Raw genomic sequence first — 26,990 nt, 5'->3', positions numbered from 1 at the left:
CTCACAACGTCCTCCACCGCCGAGCCACCGCGCGCAACAACGGCACCCGCCCCTGCCTCGGCACCGACCACAGCTCGACTCCCGCCACACCCCACCTGCTCAACAACCGGTTCGCCGCCGCGAACCCGGTGGTCGCGGCACGTTCCATCAGCGCGACCGGCAGGTCGATCCGCGCCAAATCCCCCGCGACCACCAGGAACTCGTCCGGCGTGCGCACACCGGGCCGGTCCGCGTACCCACCGGCCGGGAACAGCGGGCAGTCCTCCCGCAGCTCGTGCCGCGAGTCGACCACCCCGGCGCGCTTGGTCTCCGGATACACCTCGGTCAGCTGCTCCCACAGCCGCCGCCGCGCGTCTTCCTCGTCCACATCGGACGGAAGGGCGTACCCGTGCAGCTCCACGACGGAGCCGCCGGTGCGGGCCGCCCACGCCCGTGCCTCGTGTTCGTAGTGGTCGAGCACGCTGATGTTGTCGAGCAGGTCGAACCCGCTGGTGCCGACGAAGCCCGGCCGGTCCGGCTCCACCGGGCGGTCGAGCCAGTAGCGCGACACCAGGAACCTCGGCGCGGTCCGCAGCCGGGAGACCTGGGCCCGCCACGCCGCGTCCGCGAGGCCGGGTGAGGCGTCGACGATCGCGCGGAGGCCGCGGACGTCCGCTGCCAGCACCACGGCGTCGGCCTCGATCGCGCCGCTGCCGATCGTGACCGAGAAACGCTTCTCGGTGCCCGGCAGGATCGACCTGACCTCCACGCCCGTGCAGATCGTCGTGCCCAGCGCGGCGAGGTGGCGGGCCAGCGGATCCCACAGACCGTGCGGGAACGGGTCCGCGGCCACGTCGAACAGCAGGCCCTCGCTGGAGCCGAGGAAGTAGATGTGGAACATCACCGCGAGCTCGGCCGCCGACATCCGGCTGGGGTGGGCGAAGAAGCTGCGCGAGAACACCTCGAACGCGAGGGCGTGCGCGGGGCGGGGGAACCGCAGGCTTTGCAGGTACGCGGCGGCGTCGATGCCGTCGAGTTCGTCGTACACGCGCGGCACCGACACGTCCAAAAGCGACAGTGCGGCGCGTGCGTCGACCTCGGGGAGGTCGCGCCAGCGGAAGGTGGGGCTGCGGCGCAGGAACGCCAGCGCGTTGCGGGGCACGGCGGTCGGCAGGCCGGCGAAGGAGTCGCGGTGCCCGGAGGCGTGCCACAGCGGGTAGTCCGGCAGGGCGGTCAGCGCGCGGCCGGACGGGTCCGCCCGGCGCAGCAGCGCCCGCAGGTTGTAGTACTGGCGGAAGAACGCGTGGAAGCCGCGGGTCATGGTGACCTCGCTGCCGTCCGCGAGCCGGGTGCTCCAGCCGCCGACGCGGCCGCCGAGGTAGTGCTCGCGTTCGCACAGCACGACCCGTGCCCCGCGTTCGGCGAGCGGTGTGGCCGCCGCGAGGCCCGCGACACCGCCGCCGACCACGACGACCACGGGTGCGTCTCCCGAGAACTGCGCTCGTCCGGCGGGTGCGGGGATCCGCACCGCCCTGGGATCTCTCGTCACTACCGCTCCCGGCCGAGGAAAGTGTGCACGACACCGAGTTGCAGACCTGGCACCGGCGCGCTGCGCACGCCGACGAAACCGTTGCGCCGCAACCGGTCCCGCAAAGCGCCGGCACCGTCGAAGTCCATCACGCTGCGCCACAGGTAGGTGTAGAGCGACCGGTCGCCGGTCACGAGCCAGCCGACCGGGACGATCACACCGCACAGCAGCGTCCACAGCGCCGTGCGCAGCCACGAGTCCCGCACCGAGTACTCGTGCAGCACCAGCGGCGCACCGGGTTTCAACAGCCCGCGCACGTGCCGCAGGGTGGCGTCCGGGTCGGGCAGGTTGCGCACCAGATAGGCGGCGAACACCGCGTCGAACCGGCCCTCGTCCACGTCCTCGGCACGGCTGTGCACGAAGCGGACGGTCGGGGGCCAGCGCTTCTGCCGCGCCCGCGCCAGCATGCCCTCCGACGCGTCCACCGCCACGACCTCCAGGCAGGGCACGGTGGCCAGCAGCGCGGCGGTCGAGGCGCCGGTGCCGCAGCCGAGATCGAGCACCCTCATGCCGGGTCTCAGCCCGAGCGCGCGCGCCGACCGGCGCAACGCCTGGTGGTAACCGGGATTCAGCCCGACGAGCAGGTCGTACCCGCGCGCGGCCCGGTCGAACTTCCTCGGCACCTCAAGCTTGTTCACGTGCTCCCCGCTCCCACAGCAGCAACACGGCGGTGACCATGGCGAAGCCGTACAGGAAGTCCTCGACGGGGATGTCCCACGGCGCGCGCACCCCGCTGATGGCCCAGTCCGCGTACATGACGACCGGCGCGTCGAGCTTCGTCAGCCACCCGTCCACGAGCACCTGGAACCCGAGCACGATCACCATCGTGATCCAGTACGCGGGCCGCTTGAACAACCCGGTCCGCAGCAGGCACAACTCGAGCAGGACCACCACGACAGCCGCGGCCGACGCGGCGAGCAGGTATTCCTCAACCATTCGGCAACCAACGTTCTGAGCGTTCCTGCACGGCCTCGTAGGTCAGCAGTGCGCAGATCGGGATGGCCAGGAAGAACAGCACCTCCTCGATCGGCAGCACGCCGCCGATCGTCACGCCCGTCGTCGCCTCCGGGTGGAAGCTCCAGTGCCCGCGCAGGATCGCGACGACGTCCCACACCACGAGCACGAGCAGCACCGGTGTCACCGCCCGCGCCAGCTCGGGCCCGCGCCGGTACACGCCCCTGCCCATCCACTCCAGCGGCATCGTGATGAGCAGACACACGCCCAGCACCGCCAGGTACTCGTACTGGCTTCGCATCACCGACCTCCTGCAACGACCGTATGGGCGCCGCGGCCGGTCCGCACAACGGCGAGGAAAGTCCACGACGGACTCCAGCCGTACGCCCTGCGGACGAATTCGGCGCGAAAGTTCTTGCAACGCTTCCCGGTACGAGCGACGGCTGGTACGAACGGGTGAACTACCCCTGCTGCAAGGAGACATCGTGGTTTCCTCTGCTCTTCGCGTCCTGCTGACGGCCGTGCTGGCCGCCGCCGTGTGCACACCGGTGCAAGGTTTTGCGGCCCCGCCGGGCAACAAGGACGTCACCGTCACCCTGTTCCAATGGCCGTTCGCCCGTGTGGCGTCGGAGTGCACCACCGTTCTGGGCCCCAAGGGCTACGGCTACGTGGAGGTGTCACCTGCCACCGAGCACGTCCAGGGTCCGCAGTGGTGGACCTCCTACCAGCCGGTCAGCTACCGGATCGCCGGACGCCTCGGCGACGAGGCCGCGTTCCGCAACATGATCACGACATGCCACAACGCGGGCGTCAAGGTGATCGCCGACGCCGTGATCAACCACATGAGCGCGGGAGCGGGCACCGGCACCGGCGGATCGGGCTACTCGAAGTACAACTACCCCGGTGTGTACAGCGACTGGGACTTCCACTCCTGCCGCACGGCGATCAGCAACTACCAGGACCGTTCCAACGTCCAGAACTGCGAGCTCGTCAACCTGTCCGATCTGGACACCGGCAGCGACTACGTGCGCGGCGCGATCGCCGGGTATCTCAACCGGCTCATCGCCATGGGAGTGGACGGGTTCCGCGTCGACGCCGCCAAGCACATCGCCGCCGCCGACCTCTCCGCCATCAAGGCCAAGCTGAGCAACCCGAACGTGTTCTGGGTGCACGAGGTCATCTACGGCGCCGGTGAGGCGGTGCAGCCCGGCGAGTACACCGGGTCCGGTGACGTGGACGAGTTCCGCTACGCCTACGACCTCAAGCGGATCTTCCAGAACGAGAACCTCGCGTACCTGCGCACGTTCGGCCAGTCGTGGGGCTTCCTGTCCAGCGGCCAGGCCAGGCCGTTCGTGGACAACTGGGACACCGAGCGCAACGGCTCCACACTGTCCTACAAGGACGGTTCCACCTACACGCTGGCCAACGTGTTCATGCTCGCCTGGAACTACGGCGCGCCCCAGGTGTACTCGGGCTACGAGTTCACCGACAAAGACGCGGGCGCGCCCGGCAACTCGGTCTGCTTCAGCGGCTGGAAGTGCCAGCACCTGTGGACCCAGATCGCGAACATGGTCGCCTTCCGCAACACCGTCGCCGGCACCGACGTGAACAACTGGTGGGACAACGGCTACGACGCGATCGCGTTCGGCCGCGGCGGCAAGGGATTCGTCGCGATCAACCGGGAGACCTTCCCGGTGACGCACACGTTCCAGACCGCGCTACCCGCCGGAACCTACTGCAACGTCCAGGAGAACGGCTGCGTCCGCGTCACCGTCGACTCCTCCGGCAGGTTCACCGCCACGCTCGGAGCCGGAACCGCGCTCGCGCTGCACGTCAACGCGAGGGCCTGACCTCAGAGCGCGTGCACGGACACCGCGTAGTTCCCGCCGCGGAACTCCTCGCGGTCCCAGGTAGCGAACCGCTCGACGAGCGTCAGCCCGGCCAGCGCGCAGTGCTCGTCGTACTCCTCGGCCGTGTACCCGCGGTCGAGGCTGAACCCGGCGATCAGCAGGTTCCCGACGTGCTTCGCGACGCCCGCGACGAGCTTGTCCTGGGTGCCGGGTTCGGTGAACAACGGCACGTTGCCCGCCATCACGACGACGTCGAAGGTACGCCCGAGATCGAGTTCGGCCAGGTCGGACCGCACCCACGTGAGACCGGGTGCGGTCTGCCGCGCGTGCGCGAGCATCGAGGGGTCCCGGTCCGCGCCGACGACCTCGATGCCGTGCCGCGCCAGTTCGATCGCCACCCGCCCGGTGCCGCAGCCCGCGTCCAGCACGGTCTTCGGCGCGTAGGCACGCACGAACGCCGCCTCGCCGTGCACGTCCATCCCCGACTCGGCGAGCGAGTCGAACCTGCGCTGGTACTCAGCCCCGTTCCACACGCGTCCCAGGATAGTTCCGGAGATCGGCGGCTACCGCCCCGGCGAGAGCGCTGCCAAGGTCGAGTGCATGACACGCTTTCTGCTGGCAGTGGCGTTGTTGGTGGCGGCAGCCGCTCCCGCGGGGGCCGCACCGCCCAGATGGGTCGGAACGTGGGCGACAGCACCGTCGTCGGCAGTCCCCGGAACCGAGAACGGCTACCCGAACTTCTCCGTGCGCAACATCGTGCACGTCAGCGCGGGCGGCAAGGAGATCCGGGTCCGCCTCTCCAACGCCTACGGCCGCACGCCGATCCAGTTCGGCCAGGTGACGGTGGCCCGCGCGGCCGGTCCGGACACACCCCTGGCGTTGCCGGGCACGATGCGCACCCTGACGTTCGGCGGCTCGCAGTCGATCACCGTCCCGCCCGGCGCGGACGTGATCAGCGACGGCGTCGCCCTGACCGTCCCCGCCGACTCAGACCTGCTGGTCAGCGTGTTCACCCCGGCTCCGGGCGGCCCGGTGACCCACCACCAGCTGACGATGCAGAACTCCTACTTCACCCGCGACGGCAACCACACGGCCGACGAGTCCGCCGCGGCCTTCCGCGAGCGCACCACGTCCTGGCACTACGTCTCCGGCGTGGACGTCCGCACCTCGACCCTGCGCGGGAGCGTCGTGGCCCTCGGCGACTCGATCACCGACGGCGCCAACTCGACCTGGGGCGCCAACCTCCGCTGGCCCGACCAGCTCGCCGACCGCGTCAACACCCGCCTGGGTGTGCTGAACGCGGGCATCAGCGGCAACCGCCTCCTCCTCGACGGCGGCTCGTCCGGCCCCAACGCACTGGCCCGCCTGAACCGCGACGTGCTCACCCAGTCCGGCGTGCGCACGGTCATCGTCTTCGAGGGCATCAACGACATCCAGCAGACCCCGCACGAGACCGACCCGGCCAAGATCATCGCCGCGCTGAAGCAGATCGCCCAGCGCTCGCACGACCGCGGCCTGCGGGTGATCGGCGCGACCATCACGCCGTTCAAGGGCTGGTACAGCTACACCGAGGAGCTGGAGGCGGTGCGGCAGGCGGTGAACGCGTTCATCCGCGGCAGCACGGACTTCGACGCCGTGGTGGACTTCGACGAGGTGATCCGCGATCCCGCCGACCCGCAGCGGATCCGGCCCGACTACGACCAGGGCGACCACCTGCACCCCGGTGACTCCGGCTTCGAGGCGATGGCGAAGGCGGTCCGGCTCGGCACGCTCTGAAAGCTTGATGCCTACGATGTGCAAGTGCATTCGTATGGCATCAGGGTGGCGACGCGGGACGACCTCGGCGAGGCACGAGCGGTGATGCTCGACGCCCTCTACCGCGACTTCGGGACGGGGTACGTGCCGCGGTGGCACGAGGACGTCATCGACGTCGAGGGGTTCTACCTCGGCCCTGACCGCCATGTCCTCCTCGTCGCGTACGACGAGGAGGACGGCGCGGTCGTCGGCACCGGCGCGTTGGACTCACGGGGCCCACGGCACCCGCAGTGGCTCGCCGACCGCTATCCCGACGGTGAGACGGCTCAGCTGCGGCGGGTGTACGTGCGGCCGGAACACCGCAGGCGCGGGCTGGCCGGCCGGATGGTCGCCGAGCTGCTGGACTTCGCCCGGCAGGACGGCCGGTACCGCTCGGTGTACCTGCACACCTACCGGCACTCGCCGGGAGCGCTCGACCTGTGGCGCACGCTCGGCAAGGAGCTCTGGGAAGAGGACGACGGCGTGGTGCACTTCGAGATCCCCCTGAGCTGACGGCCTCAGGACTCCTCCAGGCGCCGCAACGCGTCGGCGAGCCGTTCCCTGCGGACGCGTTCCGCCCGCCCGGCGATCCACAGGCACAGCACGCCGAGCGGCAGCTCGACGAACAGCGCCTGGGCCCAGGCGAGCGGGCGGTCGCGGCGCGGGCTCGACATCGTGTCGAACCACGCGTCCACGAACAGCAACGCGCCCGTCACCGCGGCGGGCAGCTGCACGTGGTCCCGTCGCCGCAGGGCCAGCCAGCCGGTGACGACCAGCATCACCGCGAGCGCTACGTCGAACACGACCCAGGAGATCGTGTACTGGCGCAGCGAGGTGGTCAGGAACGCCCCGCAGCGCAGCCTGGTGTCCGGGCAGCGGGACGGCGCGTTCAGGAAGTCGTTGAACAGCACGCCCGCCCAGACCAGCGTGATCACGCCGGCGGCCAGGTAGAACGGGCCCGCCCAGCGGGGCAGCCCCGCACGCTTCTTCTCTCCCGCCACACCCGCCAGCGTAGTGACCCTGATCATCACCCGCCGGAGTGAGCGATGAACGGCGCATTTGTCCACCTGAGGTGCACAAATGCGCCGTTCATCGGTAGCCGTCAGCCCTTCATCCAGTGGTACTGCAGGTGCACCTCCCACGGCTTCGCGACGCGGTCGAGGAACATCAGGCTGTCCATCCGGCAGTTGCAGGCGTTGCCCTCGCGGGTGTTCTGCGGGTAGCTGCCGCCGATCTTGATCCCGCGCGGGTCCGTGGCCGACGCCAGATCCGGTTCCGGTTCACCTTCGAGCTTCCACGGATCACCCGCCACGACGTACTTGCCCGCCAGCGGCTTTCCGTTGCGGTACAACGCCATGGCGCCGGTGTCGAAGTCGAAGGTGGCCGCGAGGAACACCCATTCGTTCTGCGGCAGCAGCTTCTGCCAGGGTTCGGTGGCCGCGAACGTCTGCGAGTCGCCGCCGTCGATCCGCCTGGCCAGCGCGACCAGCTTCAGCTCCCCGTCGACCCCGATCAGCTCCAGCAACGCGCGCACCGCGTGGCCGTTGGAGTCACCCGACAGCACACCCGCGAGGCCGATCGCGCCGTAGAAGTCGTCCGGGTTGGCCGAGTTCGAGTTCGGTGCCGGGTTCTGGCCGGTCATCTTCACCCAGCCCATGATCGACGCCTGGCGGGCGCCGTTGAACGCGCGCAGGCTCGGCACGCCGGTGTCGCTGTAGAGGCCCGCCTTCCAGTCGTCGTTGCCCGCGGTGGTGGGGTTGACCTGCTTGAGCTGCAACGAGGTGCGGCTGCGCCGGAACGCGCCGTCGCGCACCCGCATGCCGGCGCCGCCGTTGATCAGCTGCAACGCCGTGCCGGAGCGGCCGCTGTCCTGTTCCAGGGCCTTGTTGCCGCGCACCGGGTGTTCGAAGTCGTAGTACGACACCAGGTTGCGCGACAACGTCGGCAGAACCGTGCCGAACGTGGCCTGGGCAGGAGCCGCCAGACCCACGCAGAACGCGGCCACCAGACCGGCGACGAACAACCTCCGCATCACCGCACCCCCTCGCCGTGCACGCGCAGGTCGCGCATTCTGCCGATGTTGTCGAACGAGCCGAAGCCGACGCGACCGGACGAGAAGGTCCTGTCCACGGCCGTCATCAGCGGGAACGGCGAGCCGTCCAGGTACACCGCGATCTCGCCCGAGCCGGCGCAGTGCCGCACCCGCACGCGGTGCCAGGCCGTGTCCGAGACGGCCGGAGGGGCACCGACGGACCGTGCGGCGTCCCACTGGTGGTCGAGGCGCAGGCGGTCGGCGTTGTTGACGACGAAGATCCCGTTGTGCGGGTAGATCTTGTTGTCCGACGACAGATGCGCGTAGTAGAACTCGGTGTCCGACCGGTGGCCGAACACGATGATCACGTCCCGGTTGGACTCGGACACCGGCGTGTCGAGCCGCACCGAGGCGTCGATCTGCACCGAGCCGAACGCCGGGCCCTTCCTGAGCACCGCGTACTCGAACGGCCGGCGCGGGCCGGGACGCGCGACCCCCGGTTGTGCCAGCACGACCTCGCGGCCGGGGAACTGCCACAGCGCGGGCGTAACGGGCTCCCACCAGCGTGCCGACCCGCCGCCGACGACGAAGTCGTGGCCGGACCGGCAGGAGGCGAAGGTGCGAGCACCCGTCACCTTCCAGACCTTGCCGTTCGCCTTGGCCAGCACGTAGAGCTCACCGGCGGCGTCCTGGCCGAAGCGCAGGTCGACGCGGTTCGGATCGTTCACGAGCGCCTTGAGCGTCGTCAGCTGCCCGCCGGCGTAGACCATCATTTCGCGCGTCGCGGCCATCGGCCGGCCCAGCCGCATCTCGCGTTCCTCGGCGTAGTAGACGAGGCCCTTCACGCCTTCGCCGTAGATGTACTTGCCGCGCAACGCGGGGATCTTCCAGCCGCGGTAGACGAAGCCGCCCATCAACGCGTTGCCGCTGTCGGCGCAGGGCCTCGAGGAAGCGAGCCGGTTGTGGTCGAACGCCGTGACGGGGTAGGTGAACCCGTACTCGGCGTCGTCCGCCGGCAGCGGGAACACCCCGCACGACGGGTCGCCGCGCCGGAACTCCCACAGGCCCTCGCGTTCGCTCCAGCCCAGGTTGGCGCCCTTGCGCACCTCGTACACGGAGTCGACGGCCTTCTCCCCGATGTGGCCGAGGAACATCTTGTGCGAACCGCCGGAGTCCCAGCTGAAGCGGTACGGGTCGCGCATGCCGTAGGCGTAGATCTCGCCCAGCGCACCGGAACGCGACACGAACGGGTTCGAGCGCGGGATGCCGTACTGGCCGTTGACACCGTTGCGGCCGGCCGGGTCGATGCGCAGGATCTTGCCCTGCGGCAGCGCCAGGTCCTGCGGCACGGTCGAGGAGACGCCGATGCCGCCGTCGCCCGACGCGACGTAGAGCAGGCCGAAGTCCTCGTCCCACCAGCGTGCCGTCGGGTTGAACCCGATCTCCTGGAAGCCGTGGATGAACGACGCGTAGCCGACGCGCAGGATCTCGCGGCGCGTGCCGGAGAAGACGTCGGAGCGCGGATCCGACGCGGTCCACTCGGTGATCACGCCCTGGACGACCATGTCGGGAGGTGACGGCAGATCCGGCTTCTTCGACGTCAGCGCCGCACCGGCTTCGGTGTGCACGGTGTAGAACTTGCCGTTGCGCCGGAAGTTCGGGTGGAACGCCGCGAACCCGAACCCGCTGCCCAGCCCGCGGTGGCTGTGGAAGTCGGCGCCCACGAGCGCGCCCAGGTCCAGGAACGCGTGCTGAACCCCGTTGTCCAGCAGGTAGAGCTTGCCGTTCATGTCCGGGACGAACAGGCGGCCCGACCCGTCCGGAATTTCGCCGAGGTAGTTGATCCGGTTGTAGCGGCGCAGCCGGGAGTCGGTCGGCGGCGGCACGGGCTTGGACTCGGGAAGCTGCGCGACCTCGGTCAGCTCCAGGCCGATGCCGGAGGTGCCCGGGGTGGGCAACGGGTCGGCGATCGGCACGTCCGGCTGGGCGGACGCGACGGGCACGAGCAGCGCTGAGATCACGAATGTTGTGACAGCCAACCAGGACAACCGTCTGGACATCCCCACCACCCTGTGGGCCAGGCCGTGGCAGCACGGCAGCGGAAAGCGCTTTCCGTGGCGACGGTGACCGGAATCTACCCAGCCGATGGACCGGTTACAACCCCTCCGACCTTTCACGCACCAACGGCGTATGTCCCACCGGAACTCAATCGTGCCCCGTCACGGCTCCCAGGAGATCCCGGATGCGCGCAGTCGCCGCCGCGAACTCCGGACGAGCCATCGTCGCGGAGTAGTCGCGCTCGCCCGGCAACTCGACGTCGATGACCTCCTTGACCAGCGCGGGACGCTGCGTCAGCACGATCACCCGGTTCGCCAGGTACACCGACTCCGCGATCGAGTGCGTCACGAGCAGCACCGTCGTGCCGGTCTCCCGCCACACCCGATGCAGCTCGACGTTCATCTGCTCGCGCGTCAACGCGTCCAGCGCGCCGAACGGTTCGTCCATCAGCAGCACTCGCGGCTGGTGCAGCAACGCGCGGCACAACGCCACGCGCTGCTGCATGCCACCGGACAGCTCGTGCGGCAGGGCGTTCTCGAAGCCGGTGAGCCCGGTCATCTCGATGAGCTCGTCGGCGCGCCTGCCCGCCTCCGCCGAGCTCATGCCCCGCATCTCGGCCTGCAGCAGGATGTTGCGCCGCGCGGAGCGCCATTCGAGCAGCGCCGCCCGCTGGAACACGAACCCGATGTCGTGCCGCGGCCCGCGCACCTGCTCGCCCAGCAACGTGACCGAGCCCGATGACGGTCGCAGCAGTCCCGACACCAGCTTCAGCAACGTCGACTTGCCGCAGCCGGACGGGCCGACGATGGACACGAACTCGCCCGGTGCGACGTCGAGCGAGACCTGCTCGATCGCGGTGGTCTCCGCGCGCTTCGACCGGAAGCGCACGGAGACGTCGTTGATCGCGACGGCGGAGGTGGTTCCCAAAGTTGTGCTCATCCCTTCGGAGCCACGCTTTCCTCCCAATACGCAGACGGTTCGGAGGCTTCCTTGATGATCCCGGTCTTCTGGAACGTGTCGATCGTCTTCTTCCAGTCGTCCGCGGTGTTGACGCCCGGCGCCTTGTCCTTCGTGGCGTCGGTGTGCAGCAACGCGAGCGTCGTCTTGAACTGCTCCAGCACGACGGTCGGCGACGGCAGCTGCTCGGCGGCGCCCTTCATCGACTCGGCAGCGGCCTCCGGCGCCTTCTCGGCCGCGCTCCACGCCTCCTGCGTCGCCGCGACCATCTTCTTCACCAGCTCGGGATCCTTCTGCAGCATGGCCTTGCCGGTGAGCAGCCCGTTGCTGAAGTAGTTCAGCCCGAACTCGGAGAACCGGAGGTAGCCCACGTCCTTGCCGGACTTCTCCTTGATCGTCGGGCCCTGGTCGGACGCGAAGCCCAGCAACACGTCGGTCCGCCCGGAGATGACCGCGGCCATCTTCCCGGCGGGGTCGATGTTCTGGATGGAGACGTCCGACTCCTGCATGCCGTTCTGCTTCAGGAACGCGGGGAACGTCTTGGTCAGCGCGTCACCCGCGGTCGTGGCGACCGACTTGCCCTTGAGGTCCTCCGGCTTCTTGATGTTCTTCTCGCTGAAGAACTGCACGGACGCGGGCGTGGTCTGCAGGAACACGCCGACGCTCTTCACCGGCACGCCCTGCTCCACGGCGGTGGCGAGCGCGGACGTGTCGGCCCAGCCGAAGTCGGTCTGGCCGGCGCCGGTCGCCTGGACGGTCTTGCCGGAGCCCTGGCCGGCCTGGATCTTGAGCTTGATGCCGTGCTTGTCGAAGATGCCCTGCTTGACCCCGTAGTAGAACGGCGCGTGCTCGCCGTACGGGTACCAGTTGAGGGTCAGCGTGACCTCTTTGGCCTCACCGCTTTGCGCGGTGCCACCGCCGCCACCACCGCAGGCGGCAACCACCAGCAACGCGGGGAGAAGGCCTGCGAGCAGTTTCTTCATGTCCCACCTTTCGCGAGAAGGGTTGTGACGGCGGCGCCACGCCTGCTGGAGTGCCACGGCAGCATCAGCTGCTCGGCGAGGTCGAGCAGGAGGAAGAGGAGGATGCCGACCACCGAGATGACGATCAGGCCTGCGAACAGCATCGGGGTGTCCATGTTGCCGTTGGCCTGCAGGATCACGTACCCGAGGCCTTCGTTGGAGCCGACGAACTCGCCGACGACGGCACCGGTCACGGCCAGCGTCACGGCGACCTTCAGCCCCGCGAACAGGTGCGGGAGCGCGGCCGGGAAGCGGATCTTCACGAACGTCTTGACCGGGCCGCCGCCCATCGTGGCCGCGAGCTCCAGCATCTCGGCGTCGACCGACTTGAGACCGGTGACCGTGGAGATGACGACCGGGAAGAACGCCATCAGCACGGCGACGATCACCTTGGGCTCGAAGCCGAAGCCGAGCCACACCACGAACAGCGGCGCGATGGCGATCTTCGGGATGACCTGCGCGAACAGCAGGATCGGGTAGGCGGTGCTCTCGACGGTCCGCGAGTAGACCATCGCGACGGCCACCAGCACGCCGAGGACGCCCGCGATGACGAAGCCGAGGATCGTCTCGTACGTGGTGACCCACGTGTGGCCCCAGAGGTAGGACCACTTGTCGACGAGGAGGTCGAACGTCCTGGCCGGCGACGGCACCAGGTAGGCCTCGACGAGGCCGGTGACGGTGATGAGGTGCCAGATCACCAGGCAGGCGGCGAGCAGCGCGGCCGGACGCCACGATCGCTCGGCCACACCACGCCAGCGGTCCCCCGAAACCGGTTTCACGGTGCTCCCTACGTCGGAAAGCGCTTTCCCGTACGCTATGTCCGGCTCGCTGACCGGTCAAGGTGGAGGATCGATCCAGCTGGATCAGACCATTCTCCTGTCAGGGCACCGGGGCGTAGACGTTGCCCGCGTGGTCACGTCCGCGCGCCAGATAGATCCGATGATCGCCCGCCTTCAGGAACCGGACGGTGGTCGGCACGTACCGCATGGTGTAGCCGCAGCGGCGCTTGGTGCTGTGGTTCGGCGGGCTGCCGTGCACGAGCATGGCCGAGTGGATGCTGCACGCGCCGCGCTCCAGCTCCACGTCCACGGCGAGCGACTCGTCGACCGAGGTCTCTTGGTTGAAGAACCAGTCGTCGGTGCCGTGGTGGGAGACGGCCGCGAGGTGGCTGCCGGGGATCACGCGCAGGCAGCCGTTCTCGACCGTCGACGGGTCGATGGCGAGCCAGACGGTGATGGCGTCGCCCGCCGGGTCGATGGTGTCGCGCCAGAAGTGTGCGTCCTGGTGCCACGGCACGGGCTTGCCGTCGCCGGCGGGCTTGCAGATGAAGTGCGACGAGAAGAGTGCGATGTCCGGGCCGATCAGCGACTCGACGAGGTCGAGCACGTCCGCGTCCAGCAGCCACTCGAACAGCGCCGGGTCGGTCAGGTGCGGCACATCCATGTGTTCCGGCCGCCGCCCTGCGGGCAAGGCCGCCAGCTTGGCCTCGAAATGCGCCGCCAGGGCCTCGAACTTGGCCGGGGCGAGCACGCTGGAGTGCGTCTCGTAGCCGTCGTTCTGGAACATCGCGTCACCTCACGAGTAGGCCGGTCTCCTTGTCATAGCGCAGAACGCGTGCGGGCGGGGCGTCCACCGTCACCACGGTGCCGATCTCGGGCTCCTCGTCCTCCGGCACGACGTAGCCGATCTGGTCCTCGCCGCAGTCCAGCGTCACCAGCGAGGTCACGCCGAGGTTTTCCACAATGGACACCGTGCCGGTGAAGAGACCCTCCGCGGCGGGCTTCAGGTACTCGGGCCGCACACCCACGATCTCCGCGCCGCGCGGCACCAGGTTCATGGGCGTCGAGCCGATGAAGTTGGCGACGAACGTGTCCGCGGGGCGCTGGAACACCTCGCGCGGTGTCCCGAGCTGCCGGATCCGCCCGGCGTCCATCACCGCGATCCGGTCGGCCAGCGCCAGCGCCTCGGCCTGGTCGTGCGTCACGAACACCGTCGTCAGCTCCAGCTCCCGCTGCAGCTTCTTCAGGAACGTCCGTGCTTCCAGCCGCAACCGCGCGTCCAGGTTGGACAACGGCTCGTCCAGCAACAGCACCTCGGCCGAGGCGGCGACGGCACGGGCCAGCGCCGCCCGTTGTTGCTGCCCGCCGGAGAGCTGGCCCGGCCGCCGGTCCAGCAACGCTCCCAGGCTGAGCCCGCCCGCCGTGCGCACCGCGGTCTCCTGCTGCACCGGCTTCGCGACACCCCGCACCCGCAACGGATAGGCGATGTTCTCCGCCACCGTCATGTGCGGGAACAACGCGTAGTCCTGGAACACCATCGCGACCCGGCGGTCACCGGGCGGCAGCCGCGTGACGACCCGCGAGCCGATCGACACGTCGCCTGCGGAGGCGCCTTCGAGCCCAGCGATCGTGCGCAGCAGCGTGGTCTTGCCACAACCCGACGGGCCGAGCAGGGCGAACAACTCGCCGTCGAGGATGTCGAGGTCCAGCGCGTCCACCGCCCGCACCCCGTTGGGGTACACGGTGGACAGACCGGCGATCGTGATGCCCGCCATCAGCTCTTGATGCCTCCGTGGAATCGGAACCCGTACCGCTTGCTCACGAACAGGTACAGCACGACCACCGGGATCGAGTACAGCAGCGAGAACACCGGGATCACCCTCAGGTTGGCGCTGCCGCCCTCGTCGTACAGGGTGCGCAGCAGCACCGCCGCCGGTTGCTGACCGACGTCGCGCAGCAGCAGGAACGGCAGCAGGAAGTTGCCCCAGGCGTTGACGAACGCCCAGACGAAGATCGTGGCCACCCCCGGCCGCGCGACGGGCAGCACGACGTGGCTCAGCACCTGGCGCGGCGAGGCGCCGAACACCCGCGCCGACTCCTCGTACGAGCGCGGCACGGCGTCCATGAAGTCCTTCAGGATGAAGATGGCGGCGGGCAGCATGCCGCCCGCGATCACCAGCGCCGTCCCGAACTGCGAGTTGATCAGGCCGAGCTGCAGCATCATCACGAAGATCGGCACCATCGCGGCCGTGCCGGTCACCACGGACGACAGCAACAACAGCAGGTACAGCAGCAGATCCCGGCCGGGCATCCGCACCCGCGACAACGCGTAGGCCGCCAGCGCCGCGAGCACGGTCGTCACCACCGTGGCGACCGAGCACAGGATCAGCGAGTTCACCAGCGACGACAACGTGAACGGGTGGTCGAAGGTCGCCGTCACGTTGCGCAGTGTCCAGTCCGGCCACCGCAACCCGAGGCCGGGCTTGGAGTCGAACGGCGCAGAGGCCAGCCACAGCATCGGCACCGCGAAGAACGCCAGCACCATCGTGATCAGCACGTAGAAGCCGATCCGCCGCACCATCCACAGAGGACTCACGCACGCCTCCGCAACAGTCGCAGGTACACCAGCGCGATCACCAGGTTGCCCACCAGCAGCAGCAACGACATCGCGGACGCGTACCCGAGCTCGCCGCCCTCCAGCGCCTGCCGGTAGATGAGCACCGGCAGCACCTCGGACCGGTGGTTCGGGCCCCCGGAGGTCAGCAGGAACGGCGTGAAGTCGTTGGCGGTCCACAGGCTGATCAGCAACGTGTTGGTGAGCACGTGCCCGCGGATGTGCGGGAACACCACGTCCCGCACGGTCTGCCAGCCCGACGCGCCGACCAGCCGCGCGGTCTCGAGCTGCGAGGGCGGCACCGCGGCCAGCGCCGAGGTGTAGAGCAGCATCGAGAACGCCGTGCCGCGCCAGACGTTGAAGATGATCAGGCTGGTCATCGGGTACTCGACCAGCCACGACGTCTCTGGCGAGCCCAGCAGCACGCCGAGCGTGCCCGTGTCGCGGCTGAGGACGGCGAACCACAGGAAAGCCACGACGGTGCCGGGCAGGATCCACGAGAGCAGCACGAGCCCCTCGATCGTCCGCCGCAGCCACCGGTTCGCCGGCCGCAGCAGCCACGCGAGCCCGAAGCCGAGCGCGTTCTGCCCGATGACCGCGGAGAACAGCACGAACAACGCCGTCAGCCACACCGAGTTGGTGAACAGCGGGTCGCGCACGGCGTTGAGCACGTTCTCCAGCCCGACGACCTGCGGGTTCGCCGCCGCGGGCCCGGTGAGCTGGTAGTTCGTGATGCCGATGTAGAGCGTCCACAGCGCGGGGAAGACCAGGAAGATCCCGATCAGCACCAGCGCGGGCGCGACGAACGCGAGGCCGCGCCGGACGCCCAGGCCGGCGCTATCCAACGTTCTCCTCGCCGACCGCCTTCACCAACGCCTCGCGGTAGGCGCGTGCCGCCTCGTCGGGACTCCTGCCGGCCACCACGTCCGCCGTCGCCTGCTGCAACGCCGCCGACACCTTCGGGTAGTTCGCGAGCCCCGGCCGGTAGCGGGTGATCGGCAGGACCTTCTCCGAGATGAACGTCAGCATGGGGTCGCCCTTGAGCACCTCGTCGTTGACGTCCTGGCGCTGGGTCGTCTGCGCGGTGCCCGCGAGCGACTCCTTCACGGCCTCCTTGGAGTTGAGGAACTTCATGAACTCCCACGCCTGCTTCGGGTACTTCGTGTTCGGGTTGATCACCCGCACGCCACCGCCGGACATGCTCACGAAATCCTGCCCGCCCACGCCAGCACCCGGCTGACGAGCGGGGACCAGCGCCCAGCCCACGGCGGTGTCGCGGTCGGCCATCTTCGCCACGCCGTTCTTCGGTTCCACGACGGAACGCCAGAAGTAGTCGCTCTCCAGCAGGATGCCGATCTTGTTCTCGCTGAACAGCTGGAACGACCGCTGGCGCCCGCCCGCCTCCTGCTGCAGCACCGGATCGCCGAGACCGCCGCCGTAGATCTTCTGGTACAGCCCCAGAACGTCCTTCAGCCCTGGCGAATCCCCCTGCCACTTCCCGTTGTCGTAGATGGGCTTGCCGGTGCCGGCCAGCGCTGGCAGCACACCCTGCATGGTCGTGGCCTCGCCCATCGCGGTGCCGGCGTTGAGCTGGATGGGATATACGCCCGGCAACGTCTTCAGCCGCGCGCCCGCGTCGAGCACGTCCTGCCACGACTTGGGTTGCCAGTCGGAGGGCAGCCCCGCCTGCGCGAACAGCTTCTTGTTGAAGAACAGCACTCGTCCGTCCGTGCCCATCGGCACGCCGTACCGCTTGCCATCGAACTCGCCGAGTCCCTGCACGGCCTTGGGGATCTGGTTCCAGCCGTCCCAGCCGGTGTCGCCGACGACCTCGTCCAGCGGCTTGATCTGGCCTGCCTGCGCGAACTCGCCGAGCCAGATGCCGTCGATCTCGATGATGTCGCCACCACCGCCGGTCTTGAGGTCCAGCGCGACCTTGGTCTTGTAGTCCTCGTCGCCGGTGCCGTTCTGCTCGAACCTGATCGTCGCGGTGACGCCCTTGGCCTTCTGCTGCTCGGTGAACTTCGGGATCACCCAGTTCCGCAGCCAGTTCGCCCCTCTGGCGTTCTTCCCGCCCTCGGCCGCGTTGGCGACGATCGTCAGCGTGATCTCCTTGGCGTCGGCGTTTCTCGCCTGATCACCCTCCTGCGACTGCCCCAGACACCCCGCCAGCAACCCGCACACCGCCAGCAGCCCGAACCCCGTTGTTCGCCGCATCCGTGATCTCCCCACCCAGAGGACCAGCTGGTACGTCAGACCCCAACATGGCACTCGATCACGGGCGCCACAAGCTCTCAGTCCCCTCTCAGCGCGCGCCTGGGAGGCTCACGCGGGAAGGGGGTAGATCATCAATGCAACTGCTCATGGCGGCCGTCCTCGCCGCCTCCACTCTGGTGTCGCCGCAGCTCAGCGGCCCGTTCCCGGTCGGGACGTTCGACGCCCACCTCGTCGATCCCACGCGAGCCGACCCGTTCCAGCCGTCGAAGAACCGGGAACTGATGGTCACCGTCAGCTACCCGGCCAAGCGCAAGGGCGAGCAGGCGCCGTGGCTGGGTCAGGGCCTCGCGACGGCCGTCGACCCGATCATCTCCAGCCCGGACTACCTCGACATCCCCGCCGGGTCGGTCGACTGGTCCGGCACGCCCCGGCAAGCTCGGGTGAATGCTCCGGCGGTGCCGGGCAGATGGCCGGTCGTGCTGTTCTCGCCGGGTCTTCAGACGCCGCGCGAGTTCTACGAGGGCACCGCCGACGACCTGGCGAGCCGCGGCTACGTCGTGGTGACAGTGAGCCACACCCACGAGACGGTGGCCGTGGAGTTCCCCGGCAACCGCGTCGAGTGGGGCCTGATGGCCGACGCCAAGCCCGAAACGATGAAGAAGGCCATCGACGCACGGGTCGCCGACATGCGGTTCGTGCTGACGCAGCTGCCTCGGCTGCACAAGTGGATCGACACGTCCAAAGTCGGCATCGCCGGGCACTCCTACGGCGGTTACACGGCCGGCGAGACGATGGTGCACGACCGCAGGTTCGACGCGGGCATCAACATCGACGGCGCGATGGAGCACACCGGCGAGGGCGGCACCTACGCGCCGGGCGAAGTGGTGAAGAACGGACTCGACCGGCCGTTCCTGCTGTTCGGCGGTGACCTCGGCGAACGGGAGCTGTCGCACGTGGACACGAGCCTGACCAGGACGTGGGCCGACTTCTGGCCCAACCAGCGCGGGTGGAAGCGGGACGTGCACCTCGACGACGGCGCGCACCTCGGCTTCAGCGACATGCAGTGGTCGGTGCCGCAGATCGCCCAGATCTCCCCGGAACGCCGTGCGGGTCTGATCGGAACGATCGATCCGCGGGACGCGCTCGCGGCCCAGCACGACTACGTGGCCGCGTTCTTCGACCTGCACCTGAAGCACCGGGCCACGACGCTGTTCGACCGGCCTCGCCATCCGGGGATCCGGCTCGTGAGATCAAATACTGTGGGGGCGTGACTGCTCGACGCACCCTGCTCAAGACGTTGACCCTGCTCCCCCTCGCCGGTTGCGCGGCCCGGCCCGCGCCACCGGCGACCGCTCCACCGGCGACGACGACCAGCGCGGCACCCGTCCGGCACGAAGCCCTGTACGAGCTGGAGAAGAAGTACGACGCACGGCTGGGCGTCTACGCGGCCGGCGTCGGCACGATCGAGCACCGCGCGGACGAGCGGTTCGCGTTCTGCTCGACGTTCAAGGGTCTCGCCACGGCGGCCCTGCTGCACCGCAACCCGATGACGTACCTCGACAAGGTCGTCACCTACACCGAAGCCGACCTGATGAAGAGCTCGGCGATCACCAGGAAGAACGTCCAGACCGGCATGAAGCTGCGGGACCTGTGCGACGCCGCCGTGCGCTTCAGCGACGGCACGGCGGGCAACCTGCTGCTGCGCGAGCTCGGCGGCCCCGCGGAGCTCACGAAGTACCTGCGCGAACTCGGCGACAACGAGACCCGCATGGACCGGACCGAGCCCGCCATCACCGAGGCCACGCCCGGCGACCCGCGTGACACCGCGACGCCGCGTTCACTCGGCACGGACTACCAGCGGCTCGTTCTCGGCAATGCGCTCGACCAGGAGAAGCGAGCGTTCCTCACCGACCTGCTGGAGCGCTCGGTCACCGGCGCCAAGCGGATCCGGGCAGGCGTTCCGCAGGGCAGCAGGGTCGCTAGCAAGACCGGCACCGGCGACTACGGCACGGCCAACGACATCGCCGTCGTGTGGCAGCCGAATCGGGAGCCGATTCTCATTTCGATCATGTCGAGCAGGTCAGCGGCCGACGCCAAGTACGACGAGGCCCTCATCGCCGAAGCCGCCGCCTACGTCACCAAGACCCTCACCTGACCGAGGACACGTCCGCCCACACGGTCTTCGAGTCCGGGTACCGGTTGTGTCCCCACACCTGTGCCAGACCGTTGACCAGCAACAACCCCCGCTGCCGCCGCCCGAGAAACCCCATCCGTCCAAGTTGGGGGAACCGTCCGGGCGTCCCGTCGTCGACCTCGACCCGCACAACCTCGCGTTCCGGCAGGCGCAGGATTCTGGCACGGCGCGGCGGGGCTGCGTGGTGGTACGCGTTGCTCACGAGCTCCGTGGCGACGACCATCACGTCGACCACGACGTTCTCGTGCATGCCCCTCAACAGGCGGCGAACCTCCGCCCGCACGTCCGCGAGCGGCAGCATTCCCTCCGGTAGGACGAGGTCCAGACGTTCGCTGGACCGTCCTGCTACACCCATCAGCATCTCCCCGTGCCCTGTTAGTTCAAGGCAGGAGGTTCCGTACCCAGTGGCGCGCACATCGAAACCCATCGAACTTCACTCACAACTCCCTCGGCAGATCCGCCCACACCACGGTGCCGCCGTGAGCACGGTCGACACCCCATCGTTCGGACAGCCGCGCGACCAGGACCAGGCCGTATCCCCGCTGCGGACGGGAGACCTTCCGCAGCGGCGGATGGGCGCGGGCGTCGTGCGCGATCTCGATCCGGATCTTCGACTTCCCGATGACGACACGCAGGAACGACGGCTCCGACGTGTACCGGTAGGCGTTGCTGACCAGCTCGTTCACCACCAGCAGCACGTCGGCGACGCAGTCGGCGTTCTCCCCGGTCAGCTCCACCCGGACCCAGCGCCGGACGGTCGCGAGACTCGGCCGCTGCCTGCCCAGGGGCAGGTGGGCCGCCTCACTCTTCCTCGCTGCCTGGTCGCGCGCCAAACCGCTCCTCGAGCTGGTGTTGATCAGTTCTGGCGCGGAGTACCCGAGTGCATCGGCCACCAAACCATCTAGATCGCACCCTCCTCGACGTCCGCGTCGAGCACCTCCGCGACGGCAGCGACCGTAGGCGCGGCGAAGAACGATCGCAAGGAGACGATCGGCCCGTGTTTTCCACGCAGAACTTCGACGAACCTGGTGGCCTTGAGGCTGTCGCCACCCAGGGTGAAGAAGTTCTGATTCCGGCCGACCTCGTTCAGCCCCAGCAGATCCGCCCACAGTGCGGCGATCTCGGCTTCCAGTTCTCCTTGCGGCGCTGCCACTTCCGTGCAAGGTGTGACGAGCGTCGCAACGGCGGTGCGGTCGACCTTGCCGTTCGCGCTCAACGGGATCTCGTCCAGCAGTTCGACGTGGTCGGGAATCATGTGTGCGGGCAGGCGTCCTGCCACGACCGCCGGGTCCACTTCGGACCCCGTCACGGCCGCGACGAGCCGTCCCTGTGCCACGGCGGCCACCGCCTGCGTGACGCCAGGAGAGGCCAGCAGCGCGGCCTCGACCTCGCCGAGCTCGACGCGGTGGCCGCGGATCTTCACCTGCTGGTCGGCGCGGCCGAGGAACTCGAGCGTGCCGTCCGGCCAGTAGCGGCCCAGATCGCCGGTGCGGTACCAGCCGCCGGCGAACTTCTCCGCGGTGCGCTCGGGGTCGTTCCGGTACCCCCGCGCCACACCTGTGCCCCCGATCCACAGTTCACCGGCGACCCAGTCAGGACAGTCCCTCCCGGCACCGTCGACCACGCGGAACCGCTGATTGCGCAACGGGGTGCCGTACGGGATCGAACGCCAGCCCGGTTCCGGGCTCTTCAGTTCGACGTAGTTCGACCAGATCGACGCCTCGGTCGCGCCGCCCATCGCGACGAACCTGGCCTGCGGGAAGCGTTCCGGCAGATCGAGGCCGACCCAGTCGCCGGAGACGAGGACCAGGCGCAGCTTCGTGTCGCCGACGATCGACAGCATCTCCGCCAGTGCGGGCACGGTGTTCCACACGGTCACGCCGAAGCGTTCGACGAGTTCGTGCCACCTCTGCGCGTCGCGGCGCTCGTCCTCGGTGATGGTGACGACCGTGCCGCCCGCACTGAGCAGGCCGAAGATGTCGTACACGCTGAGGTCGAAGTCCAATGCGGACACCGCGAGCACGCGGTCGTCCTCGGTGACGCCGAACTTCTCGTTGATGTCGTCGATCGTGTTCAACGCGGCCCGGTGGGTGATCTCCACGCCCTTCGGTTCACCGGTCGAGCCGGACGTGAAGATGACGTAGGCCAGCGAATCCGGGTGTGCGTGCACCAGCTCGGCGGGCTCGGCGCCGAGGTCGAGCTCCGTGATGACCTGGCCGATGCCCCGCAGCATGCGTTCGCGACGTGCGGGTGGCTGGTCGACGCCGATCGGCACGTACGCCCTGCCCGCGGCCAGCACACCGAGCACGGCGACGATCTGGTCGGGGCCCTTGGGCAACGACACCGCGACCGGTTCCTCGCCGGGGCCGATGGCGGCCGCGGTGCGGAGTGCCCGGTCGGCCAGTTCGCCGTACGTGAGCCGGCCGCCGTCCCATTCGACGGCCACGCGATCAGGGGTTTGCTGAGCACGCCGGAAGAAGTCGGCGTGCAGCGCGCGGTCGGGAACCGGCCCGTCGGTCGCGTTGACCCGCTCGCGCACCTGTCGTTGCGATGAAGGAAGGAGATCGGGGATTTCCGCCCAGTCGCCGGTCGCCAGGTGGTCCACCAGGGACAGGTAGGCGGCGAACATGTCGTCCAGGACGCCGTCGGGGAACAGTTCGTCGACCGCGTCCCAGTTCAGCTCGACACCGCCGGCCGACTCGGTGACCTGGTGGTCCAGCCACACCTGCGGGGTCTGCGACACACCCCAGACCTGCCGGTCGAACAACGAGCTCGGCTGCTCGACCCCCACGCCCAGCGCGCTGGTGAACACGACCGGCATGCCCTCCGGCAACGACCGCATGACCTGCACGGCCGAGACGTCGCGGTGGTCGATGGCCTGCCAGAGCCGTTCGTGCGCGAACTTGGCCCGGTCCAGCCACGTCTCGCCCTCACCGCAGGCCACCAGCAGCAACGACGTGAAGTCGCCCATCACTCTGGTGATGTCCGGGTGGACTTCGGCGCGGTCGAACAGCGTGACGTTCAACGTGAGGTCGTTGCGCCCGCTCCACCTCCCGAGGACCTCGGCGAACGCGGCCATCAGCACCGCGGACGGCGTCAGGCCGTGCTCGCGTGCCCGTTCCACGACGGACTTCCAGCGGCCGGAGTCGACGTGCGCCGCCCGGCGGCTGAAGACCGGGGTGACGTCCGCAGGATCCTTGGCCAGCGGCAGTTTCGGTGCCGGTGGCAGCTCCAGCTCGTTCCAGTAGTCCTGTGAGGACGGTTCGGGCAGGCTCAGGACGTAGTCGCGGAACGACACGCCGATCGGCGGCAGCTCGGTGTCCGGCCGGTCGTAGAGCGTGCCCAGCTCGGCGTAGAAGATGAGGATGCTGAGCGCGTCGAGGATCAGGTTGTCGATGCCGATCGCGACGCGGTCGCCGTCGACGGCGACCGAGAACAGCGGCCACTGAGCAGGGTCGAACACCTTGCGCGACTGGGTTTCCCTGGTGAAGCCTCGTTGGACCTCGAATCGGGGAACGCTGTCGAGGATCCGCTGATCACCGTTCTCGTCGAAGACCGCGCGCAGCATCTCGTGGCGCGCGATCAGGGCGTTGACGGCGTTTTCGAGGCGTTCGACGTCGAGGCCGGCGACCTCGTACTCGCGGTAGAAGTGGCAGCCGACGCCGCCGAGCGTGAACGACTCGTCGCGGCCGAGCCAGTACGCGCGCTGGACGTCGGTCGGCGGGAACGGTTCGTGGCGCTGGTCCGGGGCCGCGTTCAGCTGCCAGGGGGCCGTTGTGCCGCCGGTGGCGAGGGTGGCGGCGAAGTCCTTCAGGACGGGGTTGGCGAACAACGCGCTGAGCGACATCCCGTCGAGGCCTGCCTCGCGCAGCCGGACGATCAGGCGGGTGGCCAGCAGGGAGTCGCCGCCGAGGGCGAAGAAGTCGTGCTCACGGCCCACTTCCCCGACGTTGAGCAGGTCCGACCAGACAGCCGCGACCAGACGTTCGGTCTCGGTCGCGGGTCGGGTGAGGTGTTTCGGGGCGGTGCCGCGCAGTTCGGTGGCGAGGCGCTTGCGGTCGATCTTGCCGTTGGGGGTGAGAGGGAGTTCCGGCAGCACGGTGACGGTGTCGGGGACCATCGCGGAGGGAAGCCGGTCGCGGAGGAAGCCGAGCACGCCGTCGCTGTCGCCCGTGACGGCCGCGGCGAGCCTCCCTTCCGCCGTCACCACGACAACTCCGCCCTGCACGGCGGGATGCGAGGTCAGCGCCGCCTCGATCTCCCCCAGCTCGATCCGGTGCCCGCGGATCTTCACCTGGTGGTCCGCCCGCCCGAGGAACTCGAGCGTCCCGTCCGGCCAGTACCGCGCCCGGTCGCCGGTCCGGTACCAGCCGTCGGTGAACTTCGCCGCCGTGCGCTCGGGATCACCCCGATACCCGCGCGCGACACCCGCACCCCCGATCCACAGCTCACCGGGAACGTGGTCGGGGCAGTCCCGCCCCAGCGCGTCGACCACGCGGCACCGGACGTTGCCGAGCGGCACCCCGTACGGCACCGAAGTCCACTGTGGATCGACGGTGACGACCTCGCAGACCGTCGAGTGGATCGCGGTCTCGGTGGTGCCGCCCAGTCCGGCGAACGTGCAGCCCGGCGCGCGTTCCCAGAGCCTGCCGGGCAGATCGGTCGTCACCCAGTCGCCGCCGAGCAGCACCAGCCGCAGCGGCAGTTCCTCCTCCGCGACCGTCAGCACCATGTCGAGCAACGCGGGCACGCAGTTCAGCACCGTGGCCCGGTGCCGCAGCAGCAGCTCGACCCACTTCGAGGCGTCACGGTGTCCGGTGTCGCGCACGCAGACCACCGCGCCACCGACGGCCAGCGGCCCGAACATGTCGTACACGCTGAGGTCGAACTCCAGCGCGGACAACGCGAGCGTCCGGTCACCCGGCCCGATCGCGAAGCGTTCGTTCAGGTCGTCGATCGTGTTCGCGGCAGCGGAGTGGGTGATCTCCACGCCCTTGGGCTCACCGGTCGAGCCGGACGTGTAGAGGACGTAGGCGAGATCGCCTCCCGTCACCGGATCGATCGGATCACCGAAGACGAGTTCGGTGAGCACGTGTGCGACGCCCGCGGTGGCGAGGATGCGGTCCTTGCGCGCCTGCGGTTGCGTGCCGAGCGGCAGGTAGGCGGCACCGGCGGCGAGCACGCCGAGCACCGCGACGACCTGCTCCGGGCCCTTCGGCAGGTCGATCGCCACGAGATCGCCCGGCTGCACGCCCTGCTGCCGCAGGTGTCCGGCGATTCGCTTGGCCTGGTCGGCGAGTTCGCCGTACGACACGACACCGTCCGACAGCAGTGCCGGTGCGTCCGGGGTCCAGGCCGCCTGGGCGAAGAACGGGTCGTGCAGGCCGCGGGGTTCGCGGTGCACGGCCGTGTTGTTGACCTCGGACCGGATTTCCCGCTGTTCAACGGGAAGCAGCGCGGGCACCGGCGTGGTCCAGGCTTCCGGCGTGACGAGCAGCCAGTCCAGCAGGCCCGCATAAGCGTTGAACATCGCGTCCGGCACGCCCGGCGTGAAGGCGTCCTCGCGGATGTCCCAGTTGACCAGCAGGCCGCCGTTCAGCTCGGTGACCTGCGCGTCCAGCCACACCTGCGGGCCCTGCGAGATGATCCAGGACGCCTCGCCGAAGCAGTCCCTGACCTCCTCGGAGAACAGCTCTCCCAGGCCCAGCGCACTCGTGTACACGACCGGCGCGAGCACGCGTTCGCCGTGCAGCCTCGACAGGTCCCGCAGCACCTCGACGCCGGAGTACGCGCTGTGCGCCACGTCGGCGTGGAACTGGTCCTGGAGCCTCCGCGCGCGCTCGGCGAACGTGCCGGGAAGGCCGCCCTCCCAGGCCAGCAGGATCGATGAGGTGAAGTCGCCGACCAGCTCGTCGACGTCGGCGTGCAGCGGTTCGCGGTCGAACAGCGGCAGGTTCAGCAGGAAGCGCGGCTCGGCGCTCCACGCGGTCAGGGTCTCGGCGAAGACGGCCGCGAGCGCCATCGCCGGGGTGAGGCCGTGGCGGGCGGCGTTCGTCTCCAGCGCCCGCACCTCGTCCGGGGCGAGCCAGCGGTGCCTGCGCAGCACGACGGCCGTGTCCGCGCCGGTCACCGGGAGTTCGGGTGCGCCGGGCAGGCCGGCGAGGCGTTGCCGCCAGTACTCGACGTCCTTCTCGTCCGCGGTGTGCGAGCGTTCCGCGAGATAGCGCGGGAAGCTGTAGTCCAACGGCCGCAACTGCTCGCCCCGGTACGCGCGGGCGAGGTCGCCGAGCAGGCCGCGCAGGCTCAGCGCGTCCGCGGCGATCATGTCGAGGTTGACGTGCACGCGCGTGCGGCCGTCACCGAGCAACGACAGCTGGACGTCGAACACCTCGCCGTTCGCGATGTCCATGTTGCGGTGCGACAACATCTTGCGCAGTTCGTCCACATCGGAGTCCCGGTGGACCGTCAGCCCCGGCCAGCGATCCTCCCCGATGACCTGGGTTCCGTCGTCGAGGATGCGGACCCGGAGCATGCCGTGGCGGGCGATCACCGCGCGCACAGCGCGTTCCAGGCGTTCCGGATCGACGTTCTCGCCGTCGAACTCGTGGTAGAAGTGCGCGGCCACGCCACCGAGCTGCTGGCCGGGCGCACGGCCGACCCAGTAGGCGTGCTGCATCAGCGCGAGCGGGAACGGCGCGGTCTCGTCGACGTCGACCCGGCGGACGTCGTTCGCTGTCGTGGCGCCGAGAAGCGACTGCCACGCGCCGAGTGTCGGGCTGGCGACGAGGTCGGCGAACTTGACGTCGACGCCTTCCTTCCGCCACGCCCCGGCCAGGCGCATCATCGTGATCGAGTCCATGCCCAGCTCGATCAGGTTGTCGTCGGCGCCGACGTCGTCGATGCCGAGCAGGTCCGCGATCCGCGCGGGAAGGTCGTTGTGCACAGCGGGTTC

Annotated in this window: 24 protein-coding genes; 5 read left to right on the top strand and 19 right to left on the bottom strand. The window is 69.2% G+C overall.

Features of this window, described 5'->3' with window-relative positions:
- Position 1 precedes the first annotated feature (1 nt).
- From IEZ09_RS06970 to IEZ09_RS06955, 4 genes are read right to left on the bottom strand one after another with little or no spacing between them, the layout of a single operon-like run.
- Positions 2-1,528 carry an FAD-dependent oxidoreductase gene (locus tag IEZ09_RS06970; protein ID WP_189252757.1) on the bottom strand — a complete coding sequence of 509 codons (1,527 nt, stop codon included), beginning with the start codon at positions 1,526-1,528 and terminating at the stop codon, positions 2-4.
- The gene (locus IEZ09_RS06965) at positions 1,528-2,205 is read right to left on the bottom strand and encodes a class I SAM-dependent methyltransferase (RefSeq protein ID WP_189252756.1); all 678 of its coding nucleotides are present in this window, start codon (positions 2,203-2,205) and stop codon (positions 1,528-1,530) included. The genes IEZ09_RS06970 and IEZ09_RS06965 overlap by 1 nt, the downstream gene beginning before the upstream one ends.
- Complete coding sequence (locus tag IEZ09_RS06960) at positions 2,192-2,503, bottom strand: lycopene cyclase domain-containing protein (RefSeq protein WP_189252755.1); 312 nt, start codon at positions 2,501-2,503, stop codon at positions 2,192-2,194. Before IEZ09_RS06960 ends, IEZ09_RS06965 begins: the two co-directional genes overlap by 14 nt.
- Entirely contained in the window at positions 2,496-2,822 is a 327-nt protein-coding gene (locus IEZ09_RS06955; RefSeq protein ID WP_189252754.1) for a lycopene cyclase domain-containing protein, read from the bottom strand. Before IEZ09_RS06955 ends, IEZ09_RS06960 begins: the two co-directional genes overlap by 8 nt.
- 184 nt (positions 2,823-3,006) lie before the next feature.
- Between IEZ09_RS06955 and IEZ09_RS06950 the strand changes: the two genes are divergently transcribed.
- Positions 3,007-4,371, top strand: coding sequence for an alpha-amylase (locus IEZ09_RS06950; RefSeq protein WP_229812306.1), 1,365 nt, complete (start codon positions 3,007-3,009; stop codon positions 4,369-4,371).
- Positions 4,372-4,373: 2 nt separating this feature from the next.
- Here IEZ09_RS06950 and IEZ09_RS06945 read toward each other — a convergent pair whose 3' ends face one another.
- Positions 4,374-4,904 carry a class I SAM-dependent methyltransferase gene (locus IEZ09_RS06945; protein WP_229812305.1) on the bottom strand — a complete coding sequence of 177 codons (531 nt, stop codon included), beginning with the start codon at positions 4,902-4,904 and terminating at the stop codon, positions 4,374-4,376.
- 67 nt (positions 4,905-4,971) lie between these two features.
- On the opposite strand from IEZ09_RS06945, the gene IEZ09_RS06940 reads away from it, so the two are divergent.
- Together IEZ09_RS06940 and IEZ09_RS06935 are read left to right on the top strand one after the other, a co-directional pair.
- Positions 4,972-6,147: an SGNH/GDSL hydrolase family protein gene (locus IEZ09_RS06940; protein ID WP_189252752.1), complete on the top strand. Its 1,176-nt coding sequence runs from the start codon at positions 4,972-4,974 to the stop codon at positions 6,145-6,147.
- Positions 6,148-6,171: 24 nt separating this feature from the next.
- A complete protein-coding gene (locus IEZ09_RS06935; RefSeq protein WP_189252751.1) occupies positions 6,172-6,678 on the top strand; it encodes a GNAT family N-acetyltransferase in 507 nt (168 codons plus the stop codon).
- A gap of 5 nt (positions 6,679-6,683) precedes the next feature.
- On the opposite strand, the gene IEZ09_RS06930 is transcribed toward IEZ09_RS06935, so the two are convergent.
- The 11 genes from IEZ09_RS06930 to IEZ09_RS06880 form a co-directional block, all read right to left on the bottom strand.
- Positions 6,684-7,193, bottom strand: coding sequence for a hypothetical protein (locus IEZ09_RS06930; protein WP_189252750.1), 510 nt, complete (start codon positions 7,191-7,193; stop codon positions 6,684-6,686).
- 74 nt (positions 7,194-7,267) lie between these two features.
- A complete protein-coding gene (locus IEZ09_RS06925; protein ID WP_189252749.1) occupies positions 7,268-8,197 on the bottom strand; it encodes a hypothetical protein in 930 nt (309 codons plus the stop codon).
- Positions 8,197-10,236 carry a PQQ-dependent sugar dehydrogenase gene (locus IEZ09_RS06920; RefSeq protein WP_229812304.1) on the bottom strand — a complete coding sequence of 680 codons (2,040 nt, stop codon included), beginning with the start codon at positions 10,234-10,236 and terminating at the stop codon, positions 8,197-8,199. Before IEZ09_RS06920 ends, IEZ09_RS06925 begins: the two co-directional genes overlap by 1 nt.
- A 166-nt stretch (positions 10,237-10,402) precedes the next feature.
- Positions 10,403-11,194: an ABC transporter ATP-binding protein gene (locus tag IEZ09_RS06915; protein WP_189252747.1), complete on the bottom strand. Its 792-nt coding sequence runs from the start codon at positions 11,192-11,194 to the stop codon at positions 10,403-10,405.
- Positions 11,191-12,195, bottom strand: coding sequence for an ABC transporter substrate-binding protein (locus tag IEZ09_RS06910; protein WP_189252746.1), 1,005 nt, complete (start codon positions 12,193-12,195; stop codon positions 11,191-11,193). The genes IEZ09_RS06915 and IEZ09_RS06910 overlap by 4 nt, the downstream gene beginning before the upstream one ends.
- Positions 12,192-13,013: an ABC transporter permease gene (locus IEZ09_RS06905; protein ID WP_229812303.1), complete on the bottom strand. Its 822-nt coding sequence runs from the start codon at positions 13,011-13,013 to the stop codon at positions 12,192-12,194. Before IEZ09_RS06905 ends, IEZ09_RS06910 begins: the two co-directional genes overlap by 4 nt.
- 100 nt (positions 13,014-13,113) lie before the next feature.
- Positions 13,114-13,800 carry a phytanoyl-CoA dioxygenase family protein gene (locus IEZ09_RS06900; RefSeq protein ID WP_189252745.1) on the bottom strand — a complete coding sequence of 229 codons (687 nt, stop codon included), beginning with the start codon at positions 13,798-13,800 and terminating at the stop codon, positions 13,114-13,116.
- 4 nt (positions 13,801-13,804) lie between these two features.
- Positions 13,805-14,788: an ABC transporter ATP-binding protein gene (locus IEZ09_RS06895; RefSeq protein ID WP_189252744.1), complete on the bottom strand. Its 984-nt coding sequence runs from the start codon at positions 14,786-14,788 to the stop codon at positions 13,805-13,807.
- A complete protein-coding gene (locus IEZ09_RS06890; RefSeq protein ID WP_189252743.1) occupies positions 14,788-15,609 on the bottom strand; it encodes a carbohydrate ABC transporter permease in 822 nt (273 codons plus the stop codon). Before IEZ09_RS06890 ends, IEZ09_RS06895 begins: the two co-directional genes overlap by 1 nt.
- Complete coding sequence (locus IEZ09_RS06885; RefSeq protein WP_189252742.1) at positions 15,606-16,472, bottom strand: carbohydrate ABC transporter permease; 867 nt, start codon at positions 16,470-16,472, stop codon at positions 15,606-15,608. Before IEZ09_RS06885 ends, IEZ09_RS06890 begins: the two co-directional genes overlap by 4 nt.
- Positions 16,465-17,844 carry an extracellular solute-binding protein gene (locus tag IEZ09_RS06880; protein ID WP_189252741.1) on the bottom strand — a complete coding sequence of 460 codons (1,380 nt, stop codon included), beginning with the start codon at positions 17,842-17,844 and terminating at the stop codon, positions 16,465-16,467. The genes IEZ09_RS06885 and IEZ09_RS06880 overlap by 8 nt, the downstream gene beginning before the upstream one ends.
- 134 nt (positions 17,845-17,978) lie before the next feature.
- Between IEZ09_RS06880 and IEZ09_RS06875 the strand changes: the two genes are divergently transcribed.
- Complete coding sequence (locus tag IEZ09_RS06875; RefSeq protein ID WP_189252740.1) at positions 17,979-19,115, top strand: alpha/beta hydrolase family protein; 1,137 nt, start codon at positions 17,979-17,981, stop codon at positions 19,113-19,115.
- Positions 19,094-19,999, top strand: a complete 906-nt coding sequence (gene bla / locus IEZ09_RS06870) for a class A beta-lactamase (RefSeq protein ID WP_189252974.1) — start codon at positions 19,094-19,096, stop codon at positions 19,997-19,999. The genes IEZ09_RS06875 and bla overlap by 22 nt, the downstream gene beginning before the upstream one ends.
- Here bla and IEZ09_RS06865 read toward each other — a convergent pair.
- From IEZ09_RS06865 to IEZ09_RS06855, 3 genes are all read right to left on the bottom strand, one after another.
- Positions 19,992-20,393 carry an ATP-binding protein gene (locus IEZ09_RS06865; protein ID WP_189252739.1) on the bottom strand — a complete coding sequence of 134 codons (402 nt, stop codon included), beginning with the start codon at positions 20,391-20,393 and terminating at the stop codon, positions 19,992-19,994. The genes bla and IEZ09_RS06865 overlap by 8 nt on opposite strands.
- An 82-nt stretch (positions 20,394-20,475) precedes the next feature.
- On the bottom strand, positions 20,476-20,931 hold the full coding sequence (locus IEZ09_RS06860; protein ID WP_189252738.1) for an ATP-binding protein: 456 nt from the start codon (positions 20,929-20,931) through the stop codon (positions 20,476-20,478).
- A gap of 8 nt (positions 20,932-20,939) precedes the next feature.
- Entirely contained in the window at positions 20,940-26,981 is a 6,042-nt protein-coding gene (locus IEZ09_RS06855; RefSeq protein WP_229812301.1) for an AMP-binding protein, read from the bottom strand.
- Positions 26,982-26,990 lie beyond the last annotated feature (9 nt).

This window comes from Lentzea flava (genome assembly GCF_014648475.1).
Classification (GTDB): domain Bacteria; phylum Actinomycetota; class Actinomycetes; order Mycobacteriales; family Pseudonocardiaceae; genus Lentzea; species Lentzea flava.
This window is presented reverse-complemented; position numbering and strand designations above follow the sequence as displayed.